The 24974-nt window shown below is 54.2% G+C and carries 26 protein-coding genes, 5 tRNA genes and 1 other RNA gene; 9 read left to right on the plus strand and 23 right to left on the minus strand.

Going from position 1 to position 24974, the window contains the following annotated elements:
* Position 1 precedes the first annotated feature (1 nt).
* From modB to OVA10_RS17985, 3 genes are all read right to left on the minus strand, one after another.
* The gene (modB, locus tag OVA10_RS17975) at positions 2–691 is read right to left on the minus strand and encodes a molybdate ABC transporter permease subunit (protein ID WP_100777149.1); all 690 of its coding nucleotides are present in this window, start codon (positions 689–691) and stop codon (positions 2–4) included.
* Positions 691–1464: a molybdate ABC transporter substrate-binding protein gene (gene modA / locus OVA10_RS17980; RefSeq protein ID WP_100777150.1), complete on the minus strand. Its 774-nt coding sequence runs from the start codon at positions 1462–1464 to the stop codon at positions 691–693. Before modA ends, modB begins: the two co-directional genes overlap by 1 nt.
* A gap of 178 nt (positions 1465–1642) precedes the next feature.
* Positions 1643–1792: an AcrZ family multidrug efflux pump-associated protein gene (locus OVA10_RS17985; RefSeq protein ID WP_072241805.1), complete on the minus strand. Its 150-nt coding sequence runs from the start codon at positions 1790–1792 to the stop codon at positions 1643–1645.
* A gap of 128 nt (positions 1793–1920) precedes the next feature.
* Here OVA10_RS17985 and modE point away from each other — a divergent pair, with 128 nt between their 5' ends.
* From modE to gpmA, 7 genes are all read left to right on the plus strand, one after another.
* Entirely contained in the window at positions 1921–2709 is a 789-nt protein-coding gene (gene modE / locus OVA10_RS17990) for a molybdenum-dependent transcriptional regulator (RefSeq protein ID WP_100777151.1), read from the plus strand.
* Positions 2710–2776: 67 nt separating this feature from the next.
* Positions 2777–4249: a molybdate ABC transporter ATP-binding protein ModF gene (gene modF, locus OVA10_RS17995; RefSeq protein WP_268196555.1), complete on the plus strand. Its 1473-nt coding sequence runs from the start codon at positions 2777–2779 to the stop codon at positions 4247–4249.
* A gap of 205 nt (positions 4250–4454) precedes the next feature.
* Positions 4455–5471 carry a UDP-glucose 4-epimerase GalE gene (gene galE / locus OVA10_RS18000; RefSeq protein WP_100777153.1) on the plus strand — a complete coding sequence of 339 codons (1017 nt, stop codon included), beginning with the start codon at positions 4455–4457 and terminating at the stop codon, positions 5469–5471.
* A gap of 9 nt (positions 5472–5480) precedes the next feature.
* Positions 5481–6527: a galactose-1-phosphate uridylyltransferase gene (galT, locus tag OVA10_RS18005; protein ID WP_268196556.1), complete on the plus strand. Its 1047-nt coding sequence runs from the start codon at positions 5481–5483 to the stop codon at positions 6525–6527.
* Between the two features lie 3 nt (positions 6528–6530).
* The gene (gene galK / locus OVA10_RS18010) at positions 6531–7679 is read left to right on the plus strand and encodes a galactokinase (RefSeq protein ID WP_123429247.1); all 1149 of its coding nucleotides are present in this window, start codon (positions 6531–6533) and stop codon (positions 7677–7679) included.
* Complete coding sequence (gene galM, locus OVA10_RS18015) at positions 7673–8713, plus strand: galactose-1-epimerase (protein WP_123429248.1); 1041 nt, start codon at positions 7673–7675, stop codon at positions 8711–8713. Before galK ends, galM begins: the two co-directional genes overlap by 7 nt.
* A 251-nt stretch (positions 8714–8964) precedes the next feature.
* A complete protein-coding gene (gpmA, locus tag OVA10_RS18020; protein WP_102105244.1) occupies positions 8965–9717 on the plus strand; it encodes a 2,3-diphosphoglycerate-dependent phosphoglycerate mutase in 753 nt (250 codons plus the stop codon).
* 62 nt (positions 9718–9779) lie between these two features.
* Here gpmA and aroG read toward each other — a convergent pair whose 3' ends face one another.
* Positions 9780–10832 (minus strand): 3-deoxy-7-phosphoheptulonate synthase AroG, encoded by a 1053-nt coding sequence (gene aroG / locus OVA10_RS18025; protein ID WP_102105245.1) that lies wholly within the window; start codon positions 10830–10832, stop codon positions 9780–9782.
* A gap of 317 nt (positions 10833–11149) precedes the next feature.
* On the opposite strand from aroG, the gene OVA10_RS18030 reads away from it, so the two are divergent.
* Both OVA10_RS18030 and zitB read left to right on the plus strand, forming a co-directional pair.
* The gene (locus OVA10_RS18030) at positions 11150–11548 is read left to right on the plus strand and encodes a YbgS-like family protein (protein ID WP_100777159.1); all 399 of its coding nucleotides are present in this window, start codon (positions 11150–11152) and stop codon (positions 11546–11548) included.
* Positions 11549–11655: 107 nt separating this feature from the next.
* Complete coding sequence (gene zitB / locus OVA10_RS18035; RefSeq protein ID WP_107704016.1) at positions 11656–12594, plus strand: CDF family zinc transporter ZitB; 939 nt, start codon at positions 11656–11658, stop codon at positions 12592–12594.
* On the opposite strand, the gene pnuC is transcribed toward zitB, so the two are convergent.
* The 19 genes from pnuC to cydA all read right to left on the minus strand — a co-directional run bounded on the left by pnuC (position 12591) and on the right by cydA (position 24401).
* On the minus strand, positions 12591–13310 hold the full coding sequence (gene pnuC, locus OVA10_RS18040; protein ID WP_123429249.1) for a nicotinamide riboside transporter PnuC: 720 nt from the start codon (positions 13308–13310) through the stop codon (positions 12591–12593). The genes zitB and pnuC overlap by 4 nt on opposite strands.
* A 37-nt stretch (positions 13311–13347) precedes the next feature.
* A complete protein-coding gene (gene nadA, locus OVA10_RS18045; protein ID WP_102105249.1) occupies positions 13348–14391 on the minus strand; it encodes a quinolinate synthase NadA in 1044 nt (347 codons plus the stop codon).
* A gap of 312 nt (positions 14392–14703) precedes the next feature.
* Positions 14704–14828, minus strand: a non-coding RNA gene (locus tag OVA10_RS18050) — RtT sRNA.
* A gap of 31 nt (positions 14829–14859) precedes the next feature.
* A tRNA-Lys gene (locus OVA10_RS18055) sits at positions 14860–14935 on the minus strand.
* Between the two features lie 30 nt (positions 14936–14965).
* Positions 14966–15041 (minus strand) — tRNA-Lys (locus OVA10_RS18060).
* 29 nt (positions 15042–15070) lie between these two features.
* Positions 15071–15146, minus strand: a tRNA-Lys gene (locus OVA10_RS18065).
* A gap of 2 nt (positions 15147–15148) precedes the next feature.
* A tRNA-Val gene (locus tag OVA10_RS18070) sits at positions 15149–15224 on the minus strand.
* A 37-nt stretch (positions 15225–15261) separates the two neighbouring features.
* A tRNA-Lys gene (locus OVA10_RS18075) sits at positions 15262–15337 on the minus strand.
* 162 nt (positions 15338–15499) lie between these two features.
* Positions 15500–16294 carry a cell division protein CpoB gene (gene cpoB, locus OVA10_RS18080; RefSeq protein ID WP_102105250.1) on the minus strand — a complete coding sequence of 265 codons (795 nt, stop codon included), beginning with the start codon at positions 16292–16294 and terminating at the stop codon, positions 15500–15502.
* Between the two features lie 9 nt (positions 16295–16303).
* Positions 16304–16825 carry a peptidoglycan-associated lipoprotein Pal gene (gene pal, locus OVA10_RS18085; protein ID WP_003858578.1) on the minus strand — a complete coding sequence of 174 codons (522 nt, stop codon included), beginning with the start codon at positions 16823–16825 and terminating at the stop codon, positions 16304–16306.
* Positions 16826–16860: 35 nt separating this feature from the next.
* Positions 16861–18153: a Tol-Pal system beta propeller repeat protein TolB gene (gene tolB / locus OVA10_RS18090; RefSeq protein ID WP_102105251.1), complete on the minus strand. Its 1293-nt coding sequence runs from the start codon at positions 18151–18153 to the stop codon at positions 16861–16863.
* A gap of 129 nt (positions 18154–18282) precedes the next feature.
* Positions 18283–19554 (minus strand): cell envelope integrity protein TolA, encoded by a 1272-nt coding sequence (tolA, locus tag OVA10_RS18095; protein ID WP_123429251.1) that lies wholly within the window; start codon positions 19552–19554, stop codon positions 18283–18285.
* A 28-nt stretch (positions 19555–19582) separates the two neighbouring features.
* Entirely contained in the window at positions 19583–20011 is a 429-nt protein-coding gene (gene tolR, locus OVA10_RS18100; protein WP_100777166.1) for a colicin uptake protein TolR, read from the minus strand.
* A gap of 3 nt (positions 20012–20014) precedes the next feature.
* On the minus strand, positions 20015–20707 hold the full coding sequence (gene tolQ, locus OVA10_RS18105; protein WP_100777167.1) for a Tol-Pal system protein TolQ: 693 nt from the start codon (positions 20705–20707) through the stop codon (positions 20015–20017).
* Positions 20704–21108 carry a tol-pal system-associated acyl-CoA thioesterase gene (gene ybgC, locus OVA10_RS18110; protein WP_032617092.1) on the minus strand — a complete coding sequence of 135 codons (405 nt, stop codon included), beginning with the start codon at positions 21106–21108 and terminating at the stop codon, positions 20704–20706. Before ybgC ends, tolQ begins: the two co-directional genes overlap by 4 nt.
* Before the next feature lie 148 nt (positions 21109–21256).
* Positions 21257–21547, minus strand: coding sequence for a cyd operon protein YbgE (ybgE, locus tag OVA10_RS18115; protein WP_123429436.1), 291 nt, complete (start codon positions 21545–21547; stop codon positions 21257–21259).
* A gap of 2 nt (positions 21548–21549) precedes the next feature.
* A complete protein-coding gene (cydX, locus tag OVA10_RS18120; RefSeq protein WP_095281280.1) occupies positions 21550–21663 on the minus strand; it encodes a cytochrome bd-I oxidase subunit CydX in 114 nt (37 codons plus the stop codon).
* 14 nt (positions 21664–21677) lie between these two features.
* Positions 21678–22817 (minus strand): cytochrome d ubiquinol oxidase subunit II, encoded by a 1140-nt coding sequence (gene cydB, locus OVA10_RS18125; protein WP_107704020.1) that lies wholly within the window; start codon positions 22815–22817, stop codon positions 21678–21680.
* A 15-nt stretch (positions 22818–22832) separates the two neighbouring features.
* Complete coding sequence (gene cydA / locus OVA10_RS18130; protein ID WP_100777169.1) at positions 22833–24401, minus strand: cytochrome ubiquinol oxidase subunit I; 1569 nt, start codon at positions 24399–24401, stop codon at positions 22833–22835.
* Positions 24402–24974: the final 573 nt, after the last annotated feature.

Raw genomic sequence — 24974 nt, forward strand, 5'->3', positions numbered from 1 at the left:
ATTATTTCCCCATCCGCTCGCGGCTCAGACGCGCCAGCCATTCAGAAATCAGCAGCGACACCAGCGCCAGCACAATGGAGATAATGCACAGCCGTGCGGCAGCCCCTTCCCCGCCCGGCGTTTGAATCAGGGTGTACATCGCCGACGGAATGGTCCGCGTTTCACCGGGGATGTTTGAAACAAAAGTAATGGTCGCGCCGAATTCACCCAGAGAACGGGCAAACGCCAGTACCGTACCGACGATAATCCCCGGCAACGTAAGGGGCAGCGTAATGGTGAAAAACACCCGCCAGCGCCCGGCACCGAGAGTGCGCGCCGCCTGCTCCAGCTTAATGTCCACCCCTTCCAGCGCCAGGCGTATCGCGCGCACCATCAGCGGGAAAGACATCACTGCCGCCGCCAGAACCGCGCCTCGCCAGCTAAAAGCAAACGTCAGGCCGAACCAGTCATACAGCCACTGGCCGATAAAACCGCGTCGCCCCATTGCGATCAGCAATAAATACCCGACCACCACCGGCGGCAACACGAGAGGAAGATGAAGCACACTGTCGAGCAGGGCTTTGCCCGGAAACTGGCAGCGAACCAGCAGCCAGGCAAAGAAGATCCCAAAGGGCAAACTAAAGGCAACTGCCAGGGAAGAGACTTTAAGGCTCAGCAGCACGGCCTGCCATTCAGGATCGGTCAATATCATTAGTGAGTCGTAAATCCGTAACGTTTAAAGATGGCAGACGCTTCAGGCCCTTTCAGATAGTCGTAAAAGGCGCTGACCGTCGCATTTTTATGTCCATCAACAATGGCGATCGGGTATTCCACTTTCTTGTGCGAATCTTCCGGGAAGGTCCCAACCACTTTCACACCTTTACCGGCAACCGCATCGGAACCGTAGACAATTCCCAGCGGCGCTTCGTTGCGCTCCACCAGCGCCAGGGCGCCGCGCACATCTTCAGCCGGAGCCAGTTTCGGGGATAATGTATCCCAGGCACCCAGTTTTTGCAGCGCTTCTTTCGCGTAGATGCCTGCCGGAACGTGGTCCGGATCGCCCACCGCCAGACGCCCGTCTTTCAGCAGGCTGGTCCAGTTAGTCTCTTTGTTGATGGTGAACTCGCCCTGCGCGCTGGCTTTTGGCGCGACCACCACCAGGCTGTTACCCAGCAGGGTTTCGCGGGTGGCCGTATCGATCGATTTTTTCTCCACCGCGTAATCCATCCATTTCTGATCGGCAGAAATAAACAGATCCGCAGGCGCACCGGCTTCGATCTGGCGAGCCAGCGTTGAAGACGAAGCGAACGACGAAACCACATCGACGTTTTTCTCTTTTTTATACTGCGCCGCAATGTCTTGCATCGCGTTGGTCAGCGACGCCGCCGCAAAGACCGTGATTTTCCCTTCGTCAGCCAGTACCTGCCCGGCGACGGTAAGTGTCAGTGTTGCCCCTGCGAAAAGGCGTAACCATGTACGTGCCATTTGTAGCTCCTGTGAGTGTCGTTATATACATACAAATATAACGATAACTGCAGGGATAACCTAGCGTTAAATCGTACCGTTTAAGGGGTAAACAAAGCTGATTCTGAAACTACTATCGGCGGGAGAGGCAGAAACTTGAGAGCAAAACGCCCGGACTGACCGGGCGTTTTGGGAGGAATTAATGCTGCTTTTTAGGCTGGTCTTTGTGACCGATGTTCGAAAAGACGTTGAACACTTCACCCAGGCCGTAGATGGCGCCGAGGATGATGGCCATCACTACGGGTACCATGATCACGGCGAATACCAGACTTTTCAACAACTCTAACATGGTTTTCTCCAGACACTGTGAATGGCGTATTCTACCCTGAAAAGTCAGAAAAACATCCCCTTTTGTGCGGTAGGCTTTGCGCTGTCGGGCAATTGGGTCACAATACGCTTTTTGCCAGGACACCGTCTATGCAGGCCGAAATTCTCCTTACCCTTCGACTTCAGCAGAAGCTTTTCGCCGATCCGCGACGTATTGCCCTGCTTAAACAGATAGAACAAACCGGTTCAATTAGCCAGGGCGCAAAGAACGCGGGCATTAGCTACAAAAGTGCCTGGGACGCCATCAATGAGATGAACAGCCTGAGCGAACAGACGCTGGTGGATCGGGCGACCGGTGGCAAGGGCGGCGGCGGCGCGATGCTAACCCGCTACGGCCAGCGCCTGATTCAGCTCTACGATCTGCTGGCACAGATCCAGCAAAAAGCCTTCGACGTCCTGAGCGATGACGACGCGTTACCCCTCGACAGCCTGCTGGCCGCCATCTCCCGCTTCTCCCTGCAAACCAGCGCGCGAAACCAGTGGTTTGGCACCGTGACTGCACGCGATCGCGACCAGGTTCAGCAGCACGTGGATATTCTGCTGGCCGACGGCACGACGCGGCTCAAAGTGGCGATAACCGCGCAGAGCGGCGAACGACTGGGGCTGGACGAAGGCAAAGAGGTGCTGGTGTTGCTGAAAGCGCCGTGGGTGAATATCACGCTGGATGAAAAGCAGGCCCAAGACGCCGATAACCAGTTGCACGGAAAGATCAGCCACATTGCGCGCGGCGACGAACAGAGTGAAGTGCTTATGACCCTGCCCGACGGGCAAGTGCTGTGCGCCACGGTCCCGCTGGCCGAAGCAGAAGATTTATCGGAAGGTGCTGACGTCACCGCATATTTTAATGCTGACCGGGTGATTATCGCCACGTTGTGCTAAGTGCGTTGACAAACCTGCCGCCAGTGAGTATCCCTGATGCAAATCGCTGCAAAAAATGGGATAAGTCATGTCATCATTGCAAATTTCGCAAGGCACGTTTCGTCTTAGCGACACACGAACCCTCTCACTGCCCGACCTCAACTTGCGCGCCGGCGAAAGCTGGGCGTTTGTCGGCACCAACGGCAGCGGCAAGTCCGCGCTGGCTCGCGCGCTTGCGGGTGAGCTCACCCTGCTAAAGGGCGAACGTCAGTGCAGTTTTACCCGTATCACGCGCCTCTCCTTCGAACAGCTGCAAAAACTGGTCAGCGACGAGTGGCAGCGCAATAACACCGACCTGCTCAGCCCAGGCGAAGAGGATACGGGCCGCACCACCGCAGAAATTATCCAGGACGAAAGAAAAGACGCTGCTCGCTGCCAGCAAATGGCCGAACTTTTCGGCATTACTGGCCTGCTGGAGCGGCGCTTTAAATACCTCTCGACCGGGGAAACGCGAAAAACTCTGCTTTGCCAGGCGCTGATGAACGAGCCGGATCTGTTGATCCTCGATGAGCCGTTCGACGGGCTGGATGTGCAATCCCGCGCGCAGTTGGCCTCCCTGCTCGCGACGCTGAATCAGCAGGGCTATACCCTCGTGCTGGTTCTGAACCGTTTCGATGAGATCCCCGATTTTGTGCAGTACGCGGGCGTGCTGGCGGATTGTTGTCTGACGGAAACCGGCGAAAAAGAGGCGCTGCTTCAGCAGGCCCTGATCGCCCAGCTGGCACACAGCGAAAAACTCGACGGCATTGCACTTCCCGAGCCAGACGCCCCTTCGGCGCGGCATTTGCTGGACAACCACCAGCCGCGCATCGAGCTGAAAAACGGTACTGTCTCTTATAACGATCGCCCAATTCTCGATCGACTGAGCTGGACGGTGAACCCCAGTGAGCACTGGCAGATCACCGGCCCCAACGGCGCGGGGAAATCCACGCTGCTGAGCCTGATTACCGGCGATCATCCCCAGGGTTACAGTAACGATCTGACGCTGTTTGGCCGTCGTCGCGGCAGCGGTGAAACCATCTGGGATATCAAAAAACACATCGGCTACGTCAGCAGCAGCCTGCACCTCGATTACCGCGTCAGTACCACGGTGCGAAACGTAATTTTGTCGGGATATTTCGACTCCATTGGTATCTATCAGGCGGTTTCTGACAAACAGCACAAGCTGGCGCAGGAGTGGCTGGATATTCTGGGGATGGATAAACGCGTGGCGGATGCGCCGTTTCACAGTTTATCGTGGGGACAGCAGCGGCTGGCGCTGATCGTCCGCGCGCTGGTGAAGCACCCTACGGTGCTGATTCTGGATGAACCGCTGCAGGGTCTCGACCCGCTTAATCGCCAGCTGATACGCCGCTTTGTGGACGTTTTAATCAGCGAAGGCGAAACGCAACTGCTGTTCGTTTCCCACCATGCGGAAGATGCGCCGTCCTGTATCACCCACCGGCTGGAGTTTGTTCCTGACGGCGAGCACTATCGCTATGAGTTAAGCCGCATTCGCTGATCGTTCTCTCAGAGGGGCGTGCCCCTCTTTTTCAGACAACCTGCAGTAATACATTGTTATCTCTTTGATTTATAATGGGCCATCTCATTACAAATTCGCGTGCGTGATTCAGTGTAACCGATTCCACTATTTTATCCCATGTCACACTTTTCACGTCTCTGTTATGCTATGGTTATTACATACCATAAGCCTAATGGAGCGAAATATGCGAGTTCTGGTAACGGGTGGTAGCGGTTACATTGGAAGTCATACCTGTGTGCAACTGCTGCAAAATGGCCATGATGTCATCATCCTCGACAACCTGTGCAACAGTAAGCGCAGCGTGCTGCCCGTCATTGAGCGCCTTGGCGGAAAACAGCCCACGTTTGTGGAAGGCGATATCCGCAACGAAGCGCTGATGACCGAAATCCTTCACGACCACGCCATTGATACGGTGATTCACTTTGCGGGCCTGAAAGCGGTCGGCGAATCCGTCGCTAAGCCTCTCGAATACTACGATAACAACGTGAACGGTACCCTGCGCCTGATCTCCGCGATGCGCGCCGCGAACGTGAAAAACTTCATCTTCAGCTCATCGGCCACCGTCTACGGCGATCAGCCTAAAATTCCTTACGTCGAGAGCTTCCCAACCGGCACGCCGCAAAGCCCGTACGGCAAAAGCAAGCTGATGGTGGAACAGATTCTGGCCGATCTGCAAAAAGCACAGCCGGACTGGAGCATCGCTCTGCTGCGTTATTTCAACCCGGTTGGCGCACATCCGTCAGGCGATATGGGCGAAGATCCGCAGGGCATTCCGAATAACCTGATGCCCTACATCGCGCAGGTGGCCGTGGGCCGCCGCGACTCGCTGGCAATTTTTGGCAACGACTACCCGACCGAAGATGGCACCGGGGTGCGCGACTACATTCACGTCATGGATCTGGCCGATGGTCACGTGGCGGCGATGCAGCAGCTGGCGAATAAACCCGGCGTGCATATTTACAACCTCGGTGCTGGCGTGGGCAGCAGCGTGCTGGACGTGGTTAACGCCTTCAGTAAGGCCTGCGGCAAACCGGTGGCGTATCACTTCGCGCCACGCCGCGATGGCGATCTTCCCGCGTACTGGGCAGATGCCTCTAAAGCCGACAAAGAGCTGAACTGGCGTGTCACGCGCACACTGGATGAAATGGCACAGGATACCTGGCACTGGCAGTCACGTCATCCCCAGGGCTATCCGGATTAAGGATCCGACATGACGCAATTCAACCCCGTCGATCATCCGCATCGGCGTTATAACCCGTTAACCGGGCAATGGATTTTGGTCTCTCCGCATCGTGCGAAGCGCCCATGGCAAGGCGCGCAAGAGACGCCGGCGAAACAGACGCTGCCTCAGCATGACCCGGACTGCTTCCTGTGTCCGGGGAATACCCGCGTCACCGGCGATAAAAATCCGGATTACCAAAGCACGTATGTGTTTACCAACGATTTTGCCGCCCTGATGACCGACACGCCGGATGCCCCGGAAAGTGACGATCCGCTAATGCGTTGCGAAAGCGCGCGCGGCACCAGCCGGGTGATCTGCTTCTCGCCGGACCACAGCAAAACGCTGCCGGAGCTGAGCCTCGGCGCCCTCACCGACGTGATCAACACCTGGCAACAGCAGACCGCCGAGCTGGGACAGGATTATCCGTGGGTGCAGGTTTTTGAAAACAAAGGGGCGGCGATGGGCTGCTCTAACCCGCATCCGCATGGCCAGGTGTGGGCGAACAGCTTCCTGCCAAATGAAGTTGAGCGCGAAGATCGTCTGCAAAAAGCTTATTACGACGAAAACCAGTCAGCGCTGCTGGCGGATTACGTTCAGCGCGAGATGGCTGACGGCAGCCGTACGGTCGTTGAAACCGAACACTGGCTCGCCGTAGTGCCGTACTGGGCGGCGTGGCCGTTCGAGACGCTGCTGCTGCCAAAAGCCCATGTCCTGCGCATTACCGATTTAAGCGATGTCGAGCGTGACGATCTGGCCCTGGCGCTGAAAAAACTGACCAGTCGCTATGACAATCTGTTCCAGTGCTCTTTCCCCTATTCCATGGGCTGGCACGGCGCGCCGTTTAATGGCGAAGAGAATCAGCACTGGCAGTTACACGCCCATTTTTATCCGCCGCTACTGCGTTCCGCGACGGTGCGTAAATTTATGGTGGGCTATGAGATGCTGGCAGAAACACAGCGCGATCTGACGGCAGAACAGGCGGCAGAACGTCTGCGCGCCGTCAGCGATGTCCACTACCGCGAATCAGGAGTCTAATAAATGAGTCTGAAAGATAAAACACAATCCCTGTTTGCTGAAAAATTCGGCTACCCTGCCACCCACGCGATACAGGCTCCTGGCCGCGTTAATCTGATTGGTGAGCACACCGACTATAACGATGGTTTCGTTCTGCCTTGTGCGATCGATTATCAGACCGTTATCAGCTGCGCCAAACGCGACGATCGCAACGTGCGGGTGATTGCCGCCGATTACGACAATCAGATCGACGAGTTTTCCCTTGATGCGCCGATTGTGGCTCACGATACCCAGCAGTGGTCAAACTACGTGCGTGGGGTGGTTAAACATCTGCAAAAGCGCAATAAAAACTTCGGCGGCGCAGATCTGGTGATCACCGGTAATGTTCCGCAAGGTGCAGGCCTGAGTTCCTCTGCCTCTCTGGAAGTGGCGGTTGGCACCGTATTCCAGCAGCTTTATCATCTGCCGCTGGACGGGGCGCAAATCGCCCTCAACGGCCAGGAAGCGGAGAACCAGTTCGTCGGCTGTAACTGCGGGATTATGGACCAGCTGATTTCTGCGCTTGGTAAAAAAGAGCATGCGCTGCTGATTGATTGCCGCACGCTGGGCACCAAAGCCGTCTCCCTGCCGAAAGGCGCGGCGGTGGTGATTATCAACAGTAATTTCAAACGCACGCTGGTCGGCAGTGAGTACAACACCCGCCGCGAGCAGTGTGAAACCGGCGCGCGCTTCTTCCAGCAGCCTAAACTGCGCGATGTTTCGTTAAACGAATTCAATAAAGTGGCGCACGAACTGGACCCGGTCGTCGCCAAACGCGTGCGTCACGTTCTGACCGAAAACGCCCGTACCGTGGAAGCAGCCTCTGCGCTGGAGAAAGGCGATCTGAAACGCATCGGCGAACTGATGGCGGAATCCCACGCCTCCATGCGCGATGATTTCGAGATCACGGTTCCGCAAATTGATACGCTGGTTGAGATCGTGAAAGCGACCATCGGCGAGAAAGGCGGCGTGCGTATGACCGGCGGCGGTTTTGGTGGCTGCATTGTGGCGCTGATCCCGGAAGAGCTGGTTCCCGCCGTTCAGGATGCCGTGGCGAAACAGTATGAAGCCAAAACCGGTATCAAAGAGACTTTCTATGTGTGCAAAGCAACCCAAGGAGCTGGACAGTGCTAAACGAAACGCCAACCCTCGCCCCTGACGGTCTGCCGTATCGCCTGCTGACCCTGCGTAACAGCGGGGGAATGGTGGTGACGGTGATGGACTGGGGCGCGACGCTACTCTCTGCCCGTGTACCCATGCCAGACGGCAGCGTGCGCGAGACCCTGCTCGGCTGCGCATCGCCGGAACAGTACGTCAACCAGGCGGCTTACCTGGGCGCCTCTGTCGGACGCTACGCTAACCGTATCGCCAAAAGCCGCTTCGATCTGGACGGCAAAACCTATTCCTTAGTGCCAAGCCAGGGCGAGAATCAGCTCCACGGTGGCATGGAAGGTTTTGATAAACGCCGCTGGCGTATCGTGCAGCAGAATGACAGCGAAGTGCTGTTTGCGCTGGAATCCGCCGACGGCGATCAGGGCTTCCCCGGCAATCTTTCTGCCTCTGCCCTCTTCCGCCTGACGGACGATAACCGTATCAGTATTGAATACCGTGCGACGGTCGACCAGCCTTGTCCGGTCAATTTGACCAACCACGCCTATTTCAATCTCGACGGCGATCAGACGGATGTGCGCAATCACAAATTGCAGATCCTGGCCGATGCGTATTTACCGGTCGATGCGATGGGAATTCCCCTTGAAGGACTGAAGTCCGTAGAGGGCACCAGCTTTGATTTCCGCAGCGCGAAAACTGTCGCAACGGATTTCCTGAGCGACGACCATCAGCGCAACGTGAAAGGGTATGACCACGCATTCCTGCTGCAGGCGAAAGGAGATGCTACCCAGCCAGCCGCTCAGGTGTGGTCCGCCGACGAAAAGCTGCAGATGACGGTGTATACCAGCGCTCCCGCCCTGCAATTCTATTCCGGGAACTACCTCGGCGGTACGCCTGCGCGCGAACAGGGTGATTACCACGACTGGCAGGGAATGGCGCTTGAAAGTGAGTTTCTGCCGGACAGCCCTAACCATGCCGAGTGGCCGCAGCCTGACTGCATTCTGCGTCCGGGCCAGGAATATGTGAGCGAGACCGTTTATCAGTTTATCGCCCGCTAACGATATTGGGTGGCGCGTTGTTTCCCCGGCCACCCGAACGACATCCCGCTTCAGGCCCTCATGCTGAGGGCTTTTTTTTGTCCGTCTTGCTGAAAATAGCGTCGATCGCGGACAAAATCATAACCCTCAATTCACAAGCATCTTACACTGGACCACTATTTTCGCTATGGTTAGGGTTAAGCGTTGCCGCCTGAGCGATCACGGCAATATAATGAGAATTGTTATCATTCAATAAGCTTAAGGAGTGCAATATGGCTGTAACTAAGCTGGTCCTGGTGCGCCACGGCGAAAGCCAGTGGAACAACGAAAACCGCTTCACCGGTTGGTATGATGTTGATCTGTCTGAGAAAGGCGTAAGCGAAGCAAAAGCTGCAGGTAAACTGCTGAAAGATGAAGGCTTCAGCTTTGATTTTGCTTATACCTCTGTGCTGAAACGTGCCATCCACACTCTGTGGAACGTGCTGGACGAACTGGATCAGGCCTGGCTGCCGGTTGAGAAATCCTGGAAGCTGAACGAGCGTCATTACGGTGCGCTGCAGGGGCTGAACAAAGCTGAAACCGCTGAAAAATACGGTGACGAGCAGGTTAAGCAGTGGCGTCGTGGTTTTGCGGTAACCCCACCAGAGCTGACCAAAGACGATGAGCGTTATCCGGGCCACGATCCGCGTTACGCGAAACTGACTGATGCTGAGCTGCCACAGACTGAAAGCCTGGCGCTGACCATCGATCGCGTTGTGCCTTACTGGAACGACACCATTCTGCCGCGCATTAAAAGCGGTGAGCGCGTCATCGTTGCCGCTCACGGTAACTCCCTGCGTGCGCTGGTGAAATACCTGGATAAGATGGGCGAAGACGAAATCCTTGAACTGAACATACCAACGGGCGTACCGCTGGTGTATGAGTTCGATGAGAACTTCAACCCAATCAAACGTTACTATCTGGGTAACGCTGACGAAATCGCAGCGAAAGCGGCGGCGGTAGCGAACCAGGGTAAAGCGAAGTAATGATTCGCCCGATATAAAAAAAGCGTGGAGCAATCCACGCTTTTTTATTGGGTTAAGAAGGATTAACCGCGACGCGCTTTAACCGCGTTTGCCAGCTGGCGCAGGATCGCGTCCGTATCTTCCCAGCCGATGCAGGCGTCAGTGACACTCTTCCCGTAGACCAGCGGCTCACCGCTCTCCAGGCTCTGATTACCTTCCACCAGGTGGCTTTCAATCATCACGCCGATCACGGCTTTCTCGCCGTTAGCCAGCTGCTGGCAAACGTCCGCGCCCACTTCCATCTGCTTTTTGAACTGCTTGCTGGAGTTGGCATGGCTGAAATCGATCATCACATTCGGTGACAGACCCGCTTTTTCGAGGCCGGATTTCACTTCTGCGACGTGTTTTGCGCTGTAGTTAGGCTCTTTACCGCCACGCAGAATGATATGGCAGTCGCCATTCCCGCTGGTATTGACGATAGCAGAGTGGCCCCATTTGGTGACCGACAGGAAACAGTGCGGCGCACCGGCGGCGTTGATGGCGTCGATCGCCACTTTCATGGTGCCATCGGTACCGTTTTTGAAACCGACCGGGCACGAGAGACCCGACGCCAGCTCGCGGTGAACCTGAGATTCCGTGGTACGCGCACCAATCGCGCCCCAGCTCATCAGGTCGGCCAGATATTGCGGGGTGATCATGTCCAGGAACTCGCCTGCGGCCGGTAATCCGCTGTCGTTAATTTCCAGCAGCAGTTTGCGCGCGATGCGCAGCCCGTCGTTGATCTGGAAGCTGTTATCCATGTGCGGATCGTTAATCAGCCCTTTCCAGCCCACCGTGGTGCGTGGTTTTTCAAAATAGACGCGCATGACGATTTCCAGCTCGCCTTGCAGCTCTTCACGCAGGGTCAGCAGGCGCGCAGCATACTCTTTTGCCGCCGCAGGATCGTGAATGGAACAAGGGCCAATCACCACCAGCAGGCGATCGTCGTTACCTTTCAGGATCTTATGGATCGCTTTGCGGGCATGAGAAACCGTGTTGGCGGCATTTTGCGTGGCGGGAAATTTTTCAAGGAGCGCTACAGGGGGTAATAACTCATTGATCTCTTTAATGCGTAAATCGTCGTTCTGATAATTCATGATCGTTCCGGCTCTGACATATTTTTAGTAATGAATGCAATCCTTTCAATCTAACTTGTCAGCCTGGAAGTGTAAACGGGCTTTTACACTTCGCACGGATAATTCCTGGAATTACCCTAAAAAACGCGACAAAGTAGCGAATAACGAGATCTGCCCTAAACTTTTTAAATGTAACCACTCTGTTTATGCATTTAAACGTGATTCCATCCTGACATAAGTTCAGATAATGGAATCTTTGACCACTCAGCGATTGATTTCGCGGATGCACTGTTGGAAGAAGTTATCCAGCAAATAACGACCAGAACAGGAGCAGCATGATGAAAATGACTAAACTGGCAACCCTTTTCCTGACAGCAACCCTGACCATGGCGAGCGGCGCAGCGCTTGCAGCAGATTCTACGGGTTCCGATAATAATGGCCAGGCGAACGCTGCGGCTGCAGCAGGCCAGGTCGCGCCGGACGCCAAACAGAACGTGGCGCCAAACAATGTTGATAACAGTAATATCAACACGGGCAGCGGAACCAGCGGCGGTACCATGCTGCACCCGAACGGGACCGACTCGGGCACCATGAATCATGACGGGATGACCAAGGACGAAATTCACAAAAACTCGATGTGTAAAGACGGAAAATGTCCGGACATCAACAAGAAAGTTGAAACCGGTAACGGCATCAACAACGATGTTGATACCAAAACCGATGGCACAACGCAGTAATACGAGTCGGATCGGATAAATGAAGGAGAGCGAAGGCTCTCCTTTCTTTTTTGTGCAAAATGTTAAAAAATCTACACTTAGAATGATTACTCATCAGGACAGAGTTCATGGCGCACACGCATTCGCATTCACACTCTCCAGGGGACGAAAACGCTAAACGTCTGATGCTGGCTTTCGGCGTCACAGCCACGTTTATGGTTATCGAGGTTATCGGCGGGCTAATTTCTGGCTCTCTGGCATTACTGGCGGATGCGGGCCATATGCTCACGGATGCCGCTGCGCTGCTGTTTGCGCTGATCGCCGTGCAGTTTTCCCGCCGTCCACCTAACGCGCGCCACACCTTCGGCTGGCTGCGTCTCACGACTCTCGCCGCTTTCGTCAATGCCATTGCGCTGGTGGTGATCACGATTTTGATTGTCTGGGAGGCGTTCCAGCGTTTCCGCGACCCGCAGCCTGTCGCCGGAATGACGATGATGGTGATTGCCGTGGCCGGGTTGCTGGCCAATGTCCTCGCCTTCTGGATTTTGCATCGCGGTAGCGCAGAGAAAAACCTCAACGTCCGCGCGGCCGCGTTACACGTGCTGGGCGATCTGCTGGGCTCGGTCGGGGCAATTGTGGCGGCACTGGTGATTATCTCCACCGGCTGGACGCCGATCGACCCCATCTTGTCGGTGCTGGTCTCCTGCCTGGTGCTGCGCAGTGCATGGGGATTGTTACGCGAGAGTGTGAACGAACTGCTGGAGGGTGCGCCCGTTTCGCTGGATATTTCGGCGCTGAAGCGCAAGCTGTGCCGGGATATTCCGGAAGTGCGCGATGTTCATCATGTGCATGTCTGGCTGGTGGGGGAGAAACCAGTGATGACCCTGCATGTCCAGGTGATCCCTCCGCACGATCACGATGCACTTCTGGGCCGCATTCAGCACTTCCTGGAGCACCACTACGAGATTTCGCACGCCACTATTCAGATGGAGTATCAGACCTGTAGTGGGCCGGACTGCCATCTCAATGAGACGCAGCCCGACCATTCACACCATCACCACCATTAACTGGACAGCGCGCGGGAGCCACGCTGACGCGCGCTGTTAATCCACATCCGGCTGCCGTTCAGGGCGATAAACGTGAGGAGCAGATATTCCAGCGACATGGCGTAGACGCCCTGCAACGCGAAGATCACCACGCTTATCACGTTAATAATGACCCACAGCAGCCAGTTCTCGACGTATTTACGCGTCATCAGAATCATCGCCGCGATCGACAGCACCATCATGCAGGAATCCCAGAACGGGAACGCATCGGGCTGCAGTTCAGGCATAGTGACGTTTAATCCCAGGCTGGACATCACCGACACTGCCACCCGCGTCAGGAATCCAAATACCGGATTGATGTAGACCGTCATCAGGCCAATGGCGACGACACAGGCCGCGAGCCAGGCAATGGCTTTTGGCAGAGGTAGCCAGCGAATCTGTAGCTCCGCTTCCTGAGCGCTGTTTTGCCGGGACCATGCGTACCAGCCGTAGATATTCGCGGCGAAGAAAAAGAGCTGCAACAGCAGGCTGGCATAGAGCTGGATCTGGAAAAAGATAATCGCGAACAGCGTGACGTTAATCAGGCCGAACGCGTAGTTGCTGATCTTCTCCAGACTTGCGAGCCAAATGCAGAGCAGCCCCGCCAGGGTGCCGACAGCTTCAATCCATGACAGGTCGTAGCCGCCCGCCCCGATTGGTATATGAACCAGGATATTCTGCGTGCTAAAAAAATCCATCTTTTCCCCAGAGCGTACTGATACGCGTTATCTCATCTCAGGAGCGTAGTGTAGCCGCAAAATCGAGCATACGGTTAAGAGGAATTAACGCCCCCTCACGCAACGCAGCGTCCACATGGATCTCATGTGCCGCCCCGCCTGACTCCAACCCTTCAGCAATCGCCTTAAGACCATTCATCGCCATCCACGGGCAATGCGCGCAGCTGCGGCACGTGGCGCCCTCTCCGGCTGTTGGGGCTTCGAACAGCTCTTTGTCCGGAACCGCCTGCTGCATCTTATAAAAGATGCCGCGATCGGTGGCGACGATCAGCTTCTGCTGCGGCAGCGTTTTCGCGGCGTTGATCAGCTGGCTGGTGGACCCCACCGCATCAGCCATATCGACTACCGACTGAGGTGACTCCGGGTGGACAAGGATCGCGGCGTCAGGATAGAGGGCTTTCATGCGTGCCAGCGCCTGAGTTTTAAATTCGTCGTGCACAATACACGCACCCTGCCAGCACAACACATCCGCGCCGGTTTGCTTCTGCACGTAGTTGCCCAGATGTTTATCCGGTGCCCAGATGATCTTCTGCCCGAGACTATCCAGATGCTCAATGAGTTCAACGGCGATACTGGAGGTGACCACCCAGTCTGCACGCGCTTTGACAGCGGCGGAGGTGTTGGCGTAAACAACGACGGTTCTGTCCGGATGGGCATCGCAAAACGCGCTGAATTCGTCGATCGGACAGCCTAAATCCAGAGAACACTCCGCATTGAGCGTAGGCATCAGAATGGTTTTTTCCGGGCTGAGGATCTTTGCCGTCTCGCCCATAAAGCGAACGCCAGCCACCAGCAGCGTCGAGGCTGGATGTTTCGCACCAAAGCGCGCCATTTCAAGAGAATCGGAGATACAACCGCCTGTCTCTTCGGCCAGTTGCTGGATTTCGGGATCGGTGTAGTAATGTGCGACCATTACCGCATCCCGCTCCTTCAGCAGGCGCTTTATTTTTTCACGGTAGAACTGTTTTTCGTCCCGGTTTAAAGGCACGGGCTTGGGCGGGAAAGGATAGATTGCGGCTTCAGGATCAAACATCACGCTCATCATTGCTTCTCGTTTTACTGGCTTAACAATAATGTCTCTCTTTTGCGTTATGAACGAAAGATACGACAATTGTGTTTTGTATACTAAACAAGATAGCGCGTTGAGGGAAAAAAGTCACAATATTTGGAAAGCAAAAAGGCGCCTTTAGGGCGCCTTTCCACATTGGTGGGTCGTGCAGGATGACTCGTTTCGCTCGCCCTTCCGGCCGTCGCCGCAAACGGCTCCGGTGTCTCACTGCGTTCGACTCGAACCTGCCGAATCGCACATAGCAAAAAGGCGCCTTTAGGGCGCCTTTAGGGCGCCTTTCTACACTGGTGGGTCGTGCAGGATGACTCGCTTCGCTCGCCCTTCGGGCCGTCGCCGCAGGCGGCTCCGTTGTCTCACTGCGTTCGACTCGAACCTGCAGCAGGTTCTCATCCTGCCGAATCGCGCATAGCAAAAAGGCGCCTTTAGGGCGCCTTTCCACATTGGTGGGTCGTGCAGGATTCGAACCTGCGACCAATTGATTAAAAGTCAACTGCTCTACCAACTGAGCTAACGACCCCTTTCGGGACTTGCAAATTTTTATTCAGGCTGGTGGGTCGTGCAGGATTCGAACCTGCGACCAATTGATTAAAAGTCAACTGCTCTACCAACTGAGCTAACGACCCATTCGGGTGTTGCCTGAATTTTGTAGTATTGGTGGGTCGTGCAGGATTCGAACCTGCGACCAATTGATTAAAAGTCAACTGCTCTACCAACTGAGCTAACGACCCGATGGTGGGTGATGACGGGCTCGAACCGCCGACCCCCTCCGTGTAAAGGAGGTGCTCTACCAACTGAGCTAATCACCCAACGCCGTACTACAGGGCACTACAGGAAAATCTTAAGTGGTGGGTCGTGCAGGATTCGAACCTGCGACCAATTGATTAAAAGTCAACTGCTCTACCAACTGAGCTAACGACCCACTTTTTTCGCGGCTTTCGGGCTGTTCGATATCCCTTGGCAACGGCGGCATATATTACTGATTTAAGAATTCAGCGCAACAAAAATTTCGACGAAGATCACTTAACTGCTTACGAATCAGGCGGCACGACCAGAAATAACGCGATTTCTGGTCATGCGACACTCAACCCATCGATCCAAGACGTTTTTGCGCTTGTTTCGCACCTTCGGTGCCTGGGTACTTCGCGACCACCTGCTGATAAACGGCCTTCGCTTTCGCGCTGTCGCCTTTATCCTGCATGATGACGCCGACCTTAAACATGGCATCAGGGGCTTTAGGCGATTTTGGGTAATTTTTTACCACAGAGGCAAAATAAAACGCCGCATCATCCTTTTTACCCTTGTTGTAGTTCAACTGACCAAGCCAATAATTCGCATTTGGCTGATAAGTTGAGTCAGGGTACTTTTTCACGAAGTTCTGAAACGCCGCAATGGCATCGTCCTGACGCGATTTATCCTGCACCAGGGCAATAGCTGCGTTGTAGTCAGTATTTGCGTCACCGCTCTGTACAGGCGCGCCTGTCGAAGCTGACGCATCTGCTGCCGGTGCCGGAGTGGCTGTCGCCGCCCCGCTCTGATCGCCCGCCGCGGGTTGCGCTGCAGCGCCGCCGTTACTCATGCCGTCGATCTGCAACAGGATCTGCTTCTGACGCTCGACAACCTGATTCAACTGGTACTGACTTTCCTGGATCTGACCACGGAGAGAATCAATATCGTTTTGGTTATCAGAGAGCTGCTGCTGGAGTTGGGTTAAAAGCTGACTGTGAGCGTTAGAAATACGCTCGAGTTGAGTGACACGGTCTTCGACCGAGCCGGAGCCGACACTACTGATTGGTGCCTGAGCAAAAGCGGCCCAGGGGGCCGCTATTCCAACCAGTAACGACAGACTCAAGAGTTGATGTCTGAAGTTACTGCTCATGCAATTCTCTTAGTAAACCAGTACGGCACGACGGTTTTTGGAGTAAGCCGCTTCGTCATGACCCAATACTGCAGGTTTTTCTTTACCGTAAGAAACGATGGAGATCTGGTCAGCAGAAACGCCTTTACCCTGCAGGTACATCTTAACGGCGTTCGCACGACGCTCACCCAGGGAGATGTTGTACTCAGGAGTACCACGTTCGTCAGCATGACCTTCTACGGTGACTTTGTAAGATGGGTTGCTACGCAGGAAGTTTGCGTGCGCATCCAGCATCGCAGCGAAGTCAGAACGGATGTCATACTTGTCCAGATCGAAGTAAACAATGTTGTTCTGCTGCAGCTGCTGCATCTGAAGACGCGCTTGCTCTTCAGAAGACATATTGCCGTTACCGTTAGCGTCCATACCAGTGCCGGCACCCATCATGCCTTCGCCGCTCTGGTCGTTGCTTGCATTCTTGTTGGAAGAACACGCCGCGATTGCCATTACAGGCAGAGCGATCATCAGCCCCTTCAGCACTTTGTTCAGTTGCATTTCTATGATTCCTTTAGTAATCAATTAATTATTATTTACAGATACGGCGACCAGGCAGGTGATTTTACCTGTCCATCAGTTGCCGGAATACGCGCTTTGAAACGCCCATCTGTAGAAACCAGATTCAGCACAGATCCCATCCCCTGAGAAGAGCTGTAGATTACCATCGTGCCGTTAGGTGCCAGACTCGGCGTTTCATCCAGGAACGTTGACGACAGAACTTGCACGCCACCCGTTACCAGATCTTGTTTGGCAATGTGCTGCTGGCCACCAGCAGAGCTGACCATTACCATAAATTTACCGTCACTGCTTACATCAGAATCCTGGTTCTGTGAACCTTCCCAGGTGATGCGCTGCGGTGCACCGCCATTTACATTGACTTTGTACACCTGAGGACGACCGGCCTGGTCAGACGTGAACGCCAGGTTCTGGCTGTCCGGGAACCAGGTAGGTTCAGTGTTGTTGCTGCGACCATCCGTGACCTGGCGAATCTGGCCGGAGCCGATATCCATCACGTAAAGGTTCAGGCTGCCTGTTTTAGACAGAGCAAATGCCAGTTTAGTCCCATCAGGTGAGAACGCTGGCGCACCGTTGTGACGCGGGAACGAAGCAACCTGACGCACAGCGCCGTTGGACAGAGTCTGAATCACCAGCGCAGAGCGACCGCTTTCGAAGGTCACGTAAGCGAGTTTAGAACCGTCCGGAGACCAGGCAGGAGACATCAGCGGTTGTGGTGAACGGTGCACGGTGAACTGGTTGTAGCCGTCGTAGTCAGAGACGCGCAGTTCATACGGGAACTGGCCGCCGTTGGTCTGAACCACATAGGCGATACGGGTACGGAAGGCACCTTTAATACCGGTCAGCTTCTCGAACACTTCATCACTCGCAGTGTGACCCGCGTAGCGAAGCCACTGCTTATTCACTTTATACGAGTTCTGCGCCAGAACAGTACCTGGAGCGCCGCCAGTATCAACCAGCTGGTAAGCCACTGTGTAGCCACCGTCCGGATTTGGAGTCACTTGACCCACTACCACGGCATCAATACCGAGCGCAGACCAGGCTGCCGGTTGAACTTCCTGAGCGGTACCCGGCTGCTGTGGCAAACGAGAACGATCTAAGGGATTGAATTTGCCGCTGTTACGCAAGTCAGCCGCCACGATGCCGCCAACGTCTTCAGGGGCAGCGCCAGGGCCAGCCCACTGGAACGGAACAACGCCAATTGGACGCGCAGAGTCCACCCCTTGGGTGATCTCGATGCGTACCTCTGCGTGCAGCACGGCTGCCCACAGCATAAAGAAACTTACTGCTACACGTAATGCCTGCTTCATTATATCTCCCTTATCTGGGTAACGTTACCCACGATAATTTAGCAGAATGTTAACAAACTCAAATAGACAAAACTACCCGTCCCCAGCATCAAACCTTAGCCTGTATTTCCCACATTGAGCGGGAAAACATCACAGTTTGAAGTCCAGTTTGGCATCTTTTACCTTCTCATAAACAGCCTGTGAAGGCGGTTTAGGAATTTTGGCCGTTTTGGCAGCCGTCAAAGCAGCCTGACATAACGCTGGATCGCCCCCTTCCTGGGTTACGTCCAGTAGCAGTCCATCTGGCGCAAGCTTGATATGCAAGACGCAAGATTTACCGGCGTACAGATCAGCGCCATATAAACGGCTCTGAATAGCAGTACGTATTTGCGAGGCGTAAGCACTGATGTCCGCACCCGTTGCACCACCATTTGCCCCACTCGTTCCGCTGTCTTTAGCTGGCTGGCCGTTTCCTTTAGCCCCACCGCCCGATTTCGGCGCATTCTTACCTGAACTTAGGTCACCGAAAAGGTCGTCAACATCAGATGCCGACGCTTTCTCTGCTGCCGCTTTTTTGGCTGCGGCGGCTTTGGCGGCTGCTGCTTTATCGGCAGCGGCTTTCTTATCTGCAGCAGCTTTTTCAGCGGCAGCGGCTTTTTTGTCGGCCGCAGCCTTCTCAGCAGCGGCGGCTTTTTCAGCAGCGACCTTCTCTGCTGCAGCCGCTTTCTTGGCAGCATCGGCAGCGGCTTTCTTCTCCGCTTCCTGGGCTGCTTTCTTCGCAGCTTCCGCTTCTGCTTTCTTCTGTGCGTCGGCAGCAGCTTTCTTAGCGGCTTCTGCTTCCGCTTTTTTCTGTGCGTCGGCGGCAGCTTTCTTCGCGGCTTCCGCTTCTGCGACTTTTTGAGCATCAGCAGCGGCTTTCTTCGCTGCGTCAGCAGCTTGTTTTGCCTGAGCGTCTGCTTTTGCTTTGGCATCCGCAGCGGATTTGGCTGCCGCTTCTTCTGCCTGCTTTTGCTGCTCTTGTGCTTTCTGGGCCGCAGCTTCAGCCTGCTTCTGCTGTTCTGCCTGCTCCTTCGCCGCTTCTTGCGCCTGCAAACGTTCTTTCTCGAGCTGCTTCAGACGCTCCTGCTCCGCGGCCTGCTTTTCACGCAGCTCCTCGGCCTGCTGTTGCGCCTGTTTATCACGCTGCTCTTCTGCCCGTTTTGCACTCGCCTGCTGCTGTTGCTGACGATTATAGTTTTGCACTACCGCGCCTGGGTCCACCATGACGGCGTCGATGGAAGAGCCTCCACCGCCGCCGGCTGACGCATCAATATGCTCATCGAACGAACTCCAGATCAGCGCTGCAAAGAGAATCACATGCAGCACCGCGGAGATAATAATCGCTCGCTTAAGCTTGTCGTTTTGTTCGGTTGCCTTTGACACTATCGGTTCCCAAAAACTGTGCAGAGGATTAAATCGGTTGCGTCATCAAGCCTACCGACTTAACACCCGCGCTATGTAGCAAGTTCAGCGCTTTAATTATTTCATCGTAAGGCACATCTTTGGCGCCACCGATTAAGAAGACCGTTTTCGGATTCGACGTCAGGCGACGCTGCGCTTCAGCAATAACCTGCTCAGGCGGCAGCTGATCCATGCGATCTTTCTCTACCACAACGCTATATTGCCCCACGCCGGAAACCTCAATGATAACCGGAGGTTCATCATTGCTGCTTACCGCCTGTGATTCTGTCGCATCCGGCAGATCAACTTCCACGCTCTGGGTGATGATTGGCGCTGTCGCCATAAAGATCAGCAGCAGCACCAACAATACGTCCAGCAACGGTACAATATTGATTTCGGACTTAAGTTCGCGACGATTTCGTCCACGCGCTCTGGCCATGGTTTACCCCTTGTTACTCTCGGTGCTGGTAAACGCCTGACGGTGCAGAATCGCAGTGAACTCTTCCATGAAGTTGTCGTAGTTCAGTTCCAGTTTGTTCACTCGCTGGTTCAGTCGGTTATACGCCATAACTGCCGGAATTGCGGCGAACAGACCGATTGCGGTCGCGATCAGTGCTTCTGCGATACCCGGTGCAACCATTTGCAGCGTAGCCTGTTTAACCGCACCCAGTGCGATGAAGGCATGCATGATCCCCCACACGGTACCAAACAGACCGATATACGGGCTGATGGAACCCACCGTGCCAAGGAACGGGATGTGTGTTTCAAGTGATTCCAGCTCACGGTTCATCGAGATGCGCATGGCACGCGATGCCCCTTCAACGACCGCTTCAGGCGCATGATTATTTGCGCGATGCAGGCGAGCGAACTCTTTGAAACCGCTATAGAAAATTTGTTCGGAGCCTGAAAGGTTATCACGGCGCCCCTGGCTTTCCTGATATAAACGAGAAAGCTCAATACCAGACCAGAATTTATCTTCAAAGGCTTCGGCTTCACGGCCAGCAGCGTTAAGAATACGGGTTCTCTGGATAATGATTGCCCAGGATGCGATTGAAAAACCAATCAAAATCAACATGATAAGTTTAACCAGAAGGCTAGCCTTCAGGAACAAATCAAGGATATTCATGTCAGTCACTGCTTAAACTCCGCGACAATAGACTTAGGAAGCGCACGAGGCTTCATGATGAGTGGATCAACACAAACAATCAGGACTTCTGCTTCGTTCAGTACTGTGTTCTCTGCGTTGACGATCCGCTGCGTGAAAACCAATGAGGTCCCGCGCATTGATGTTATTTCCGTTTGGACTTCGAGCATATCGTCGAGTCTGGCGGGTGCAAAATACTCCAGCGTCATCTTGCGTACCACGAAGGCAACTCGCTCAGCCAACAAAACCTGCTGACTGAAGTGATGATGGCGCAGCATCTCAGTGCGTGCCCGTTCATAAAAAGCAACGTAGCTGGCGTGGTAGACCACACCCCCGGCATCGGTATCTTCGTAGTAGACCCTAACCGGCCATCGAAACAGCGTTGTATTCACTTTACATCCTGGTAATGCAACAAAAGTTAGAGCTTTTAAACTTCGCTACTATACGCGCGGGAATGATGGTTTGGAATGGGGGAAAGTAAACGGAGAGTAAATTTTTATGGGCTCGAGTAAGCCCATAAGATTAACGGACAGTTCTTATTCAGCTAAAGAAAAAAACAAGTCCGGCGAGAAGCACAATATCAGCGATCAGCGGGCAGAAAATGCCTTGCCAGTGAACGGCTTTCGGGCGAAAGCCCACACCGTGAATGACGCCCGCGCAAACTGCCCACATGATTAAGAAACCATGCCAGATTTCCAGTTCGCTCGTCTTCGCCGCAAAGCGCGACGGGTCCCAGAAGATACAGCCTGCCAGCAGTAATGCCATCACTAAGGAAAGCGCCCTTAACGGGCGCTTGTCCATTACCGCATATAGCTTTGCGATAACATTCATCATCAGTGCTTTTCTTCACCGGTTTTGGTCGCTTCGATATGCTCAAGCGCCAGCGCGGTAATGACACCAAATGCACAGGCAAGAAGCGTCCCCAAAATCCATGCGAAATACCACATATTCAGCTCCTTACTTAGTACAGGGAATGAGTGTTGCTTTCGATGTCTTCTTTCGTGATACGACCGAACATTTTCCAGTAACACCAGGTGGTGTAGAGCAGGATAATCGGTACGAACACGCAAGCAACATACGTCATCAGGTTAAGCGTCAACTGGCTTGACGTCGCATCCCACATGGTCAGGCTCGCATTCATCATGGTGCTGGATGGCATCACGAACGGGAACATTGCAATGCCCGCAGTCAGGATAATGCACGCCAGTGTCAGTGAAGAGAACACGAATGCCCAGGCGCCTTTCTCAAGACGAGACGTCAGGACCGTCAGCAGCGGCAGCAACACACCCAGAGCCGGGATAGCCCACAGCGCAGGAGTGCTGTTAAAGTTCACCAGCCATGCCCCTGCCTGACGCGCGACTTCTTTGGTAAGCGGGTTAGACGGCGCAGCATGGTTGATAGCAGACGTCACCACATAACCATCAATACCGTATACGACCCAAACACCTGCCAGCGCGAAGCAGACCAGTGTCACCAGCGCCGCAACCTGCGCGGTGGCACGGGAACGCAGGTGCAGTTCACCCACCGTACGCATCTGCAGATACGTGGCACCCTGAGTAATGATCATCGCCACACTCACCACGCCCGCCAGCAGGCCAAACGGGTTCAGCAGCTGGAAGAAGTTACCGGTGTAGTACAGACGCATATACTCATCGAGGTGGAACGGAACGCCCTGCAACAGGTTGCCGAACGCCACGCCAATCACCAGCGGTGGCACGAAGCTACCGATGAAGATGCCCCAGTCCCACATGTTGCGCCAGCGGGTATCTTCGATCTTCGAGCGGTAGTCAAAACCGACCGGACGGAAGAACAAGGATGCCAGCACCAGAATCATCGCCACATAGAAGCCGGAGAACGCAGCCGCGTAGACCATCGGCCAGGCGGCAAACAGTGCGCCGCCCGCGGTGATCAGCCACACCTGGTTACCGTCCCAGTGAGGGGCGATGGAGTTGATCATGATTCGACGCTCGGTGTCATTACGACCGAGGAAACGGGTGAGCATGCCCACCCCCATGTCGAAACCGTCAGTGACCGCAAAACCAATCAGTAAGATACCGACCAGCAGCCACCAGATAAAACGCAATACTTCATAATCGATCATTTGACGACTCCTGTCTTAGCGTGCCGGCTGAGTAGCCACGTTGGACTGCTCGTAGTGATAGCGACCGGTTTTCAGGCTGCTCGGGCCAAGGCGTGCGAACTTGAACATCAGGAACAGTTCGGCCACCAGGAACAGGGTGTACAGACCACAAATCAGCAGCATGGAGAAAATCAGGTCTCCCGCAGTCAGGGATGAGTTAGCCACTGCCGTTGGCAGCACCTCACCTATCGCCCATGGCTGACGGCCATACTCCGCAACAAACCAGCCGGACTCGATAGCAATCCATGGCAATGGAATACCGTACATCGCGGTACGCAGCAGCCATTTTTTCTGGCCGATACGGTTACGAATCACAGACCAGAAGGAGGCCGCGATAATCAGAAGCATCAGGATGCCGCAACCGACCATGATACGGAACGCGAAGTACAGCGGCGCAACGCGTGGAATGGAGTCTTTGGTTGCCAGCTGAATCTGTGCTTCAGTCGCATCAGACACATTCGGGGTATAACGCTTCAGCAGCAGGCCGTAACCCAGGTCTTTCTTCACGTCATTGAATTGATCGCGAACAGCCTGATCGGTAGAGCCTGAACGCAGCTGCTCCAGCAGCCCGTACGCTTTCATACCGTTACGGATACGCTCTTCGTGCTGCACCATCAGATCTTTCAGGCCCGTCACCTGCTTATCAACAGAACGGGTGGCGATGATGCCGAGCGCGTAAGGAATTTGAATAGCAAAACGGTTTTCCTGCGCATCCTGGTCAGGAATACCAAACAGGGTAAACGCCGCCGGAGCTGGCTGAGTTTCCCATTCGGCTTCGATAGCCGCCAGTTTGGTTTTCTGTACGTCACCCATTTCGTAACCGGATTCATCACCCAGCACGATAACAGACAGGATTGCCGCCATACCGAAGCTTGCCGCGATGGCAAAGGAGCGCTTGGCGAAAGCGAAGTCACGACCGCGCAGCATATAGTAGGAGCTGATGCCCAGAACGAACATCGCGCCGCAGACATAACCTGAGGCCACAGTGTGAACGAATTTCACCTGAGCAACCGGGTTCAGGACCAGCTCGGCAAAGCTGACCATCTCCATACGCATGGTTTCAAAGTTGAAATCAGACGCGATAGGGTTCTGCATCCAGCCGTTAGCGACCAGGATCCACAGTGCGGACAGGTTGGAGCCTAAGGCCACCAGCCAGGTCACTGCCATGTGCTGAACTTTACCCAGACGGTCCCAACCGAAGAAGAACAGACCTACAAAGGTGGATTCGAGGAAGAAGGCCATCAGACCTTCAATGGCCAGCGGCGCACCGAAGATATCCCCAACATAGTGAGAATAGTAAGACCAGTTAGTCCCGAACTGGAACTCCATGGTCAGGCCGGTCGCCACGCCCAGTGCAAAGTTGATACCAAACAACTTGCCCCAGAACTTGGTCATATCTTTATAAATCTGTTTGCCGGAAAGGACGTAGACCGTCTCCATGATGGCCAGCAGGAACGCCATACCGAGCGTCAGTGGCACAAAAAGGAAGTGGTACATCGCGGTCAAGGCAAACTGTAAGCGCGACAGTTCGACTATATCTAACATCATGACTCCTTGCTCATCGCATGAAGACTCCGAGAGTGAATCCCTGAGACGGGTTCACACACATGCCCCAATACAAAGTTATCTGTTCCCTTCGTCGTGACTTATTTTCTTCACTAGAGGAAAAAGTCATGATGAAAGGTTACAAATACGTTAAGAAAAAACTCTAATTGATCCCGCGAATATAATACGCTGCAAAGCCCTTACAATAAACAGGTTTTTATTGAAGGAGATTTACGTTTTACGACGGTGATCAATATATAGCGAATTTACACATTTTCAGCCAGTTTGATCGCCGACAATTTAGCGCCTTTTGAGGTGTTTTTCCAAGCATTAAACATTGATTTAAATCAAAAACGCGACTTTATGTTAATGGTGTTTAAATGCAGTAGCCATAGTAAAATCAATGTTAATGAGATGTAGATTTAAGCAAGGTGATGGTTATCAAATACAGGGATGAAAATAAATTGAAGTGATTTTTTTTAACGCTGTTTGCCGTCTGGTCATTTTCACTGACAAACACTTAAGGATAGCTGCTTTAACGTGACTTTCCATCGCGATGTTTTCAGCCGAAGC

It is taken from the genome of Lelliottia sp. SL45 (assembly GCF_026672535.1).
Taxonomy (GTDB): Bacteria; Pseudomonadota; Gammaproteobacteria; order Enterobacterales; family Enterobacteriaceae; genus Enterobacter; species Enterobacter nimipressuralis.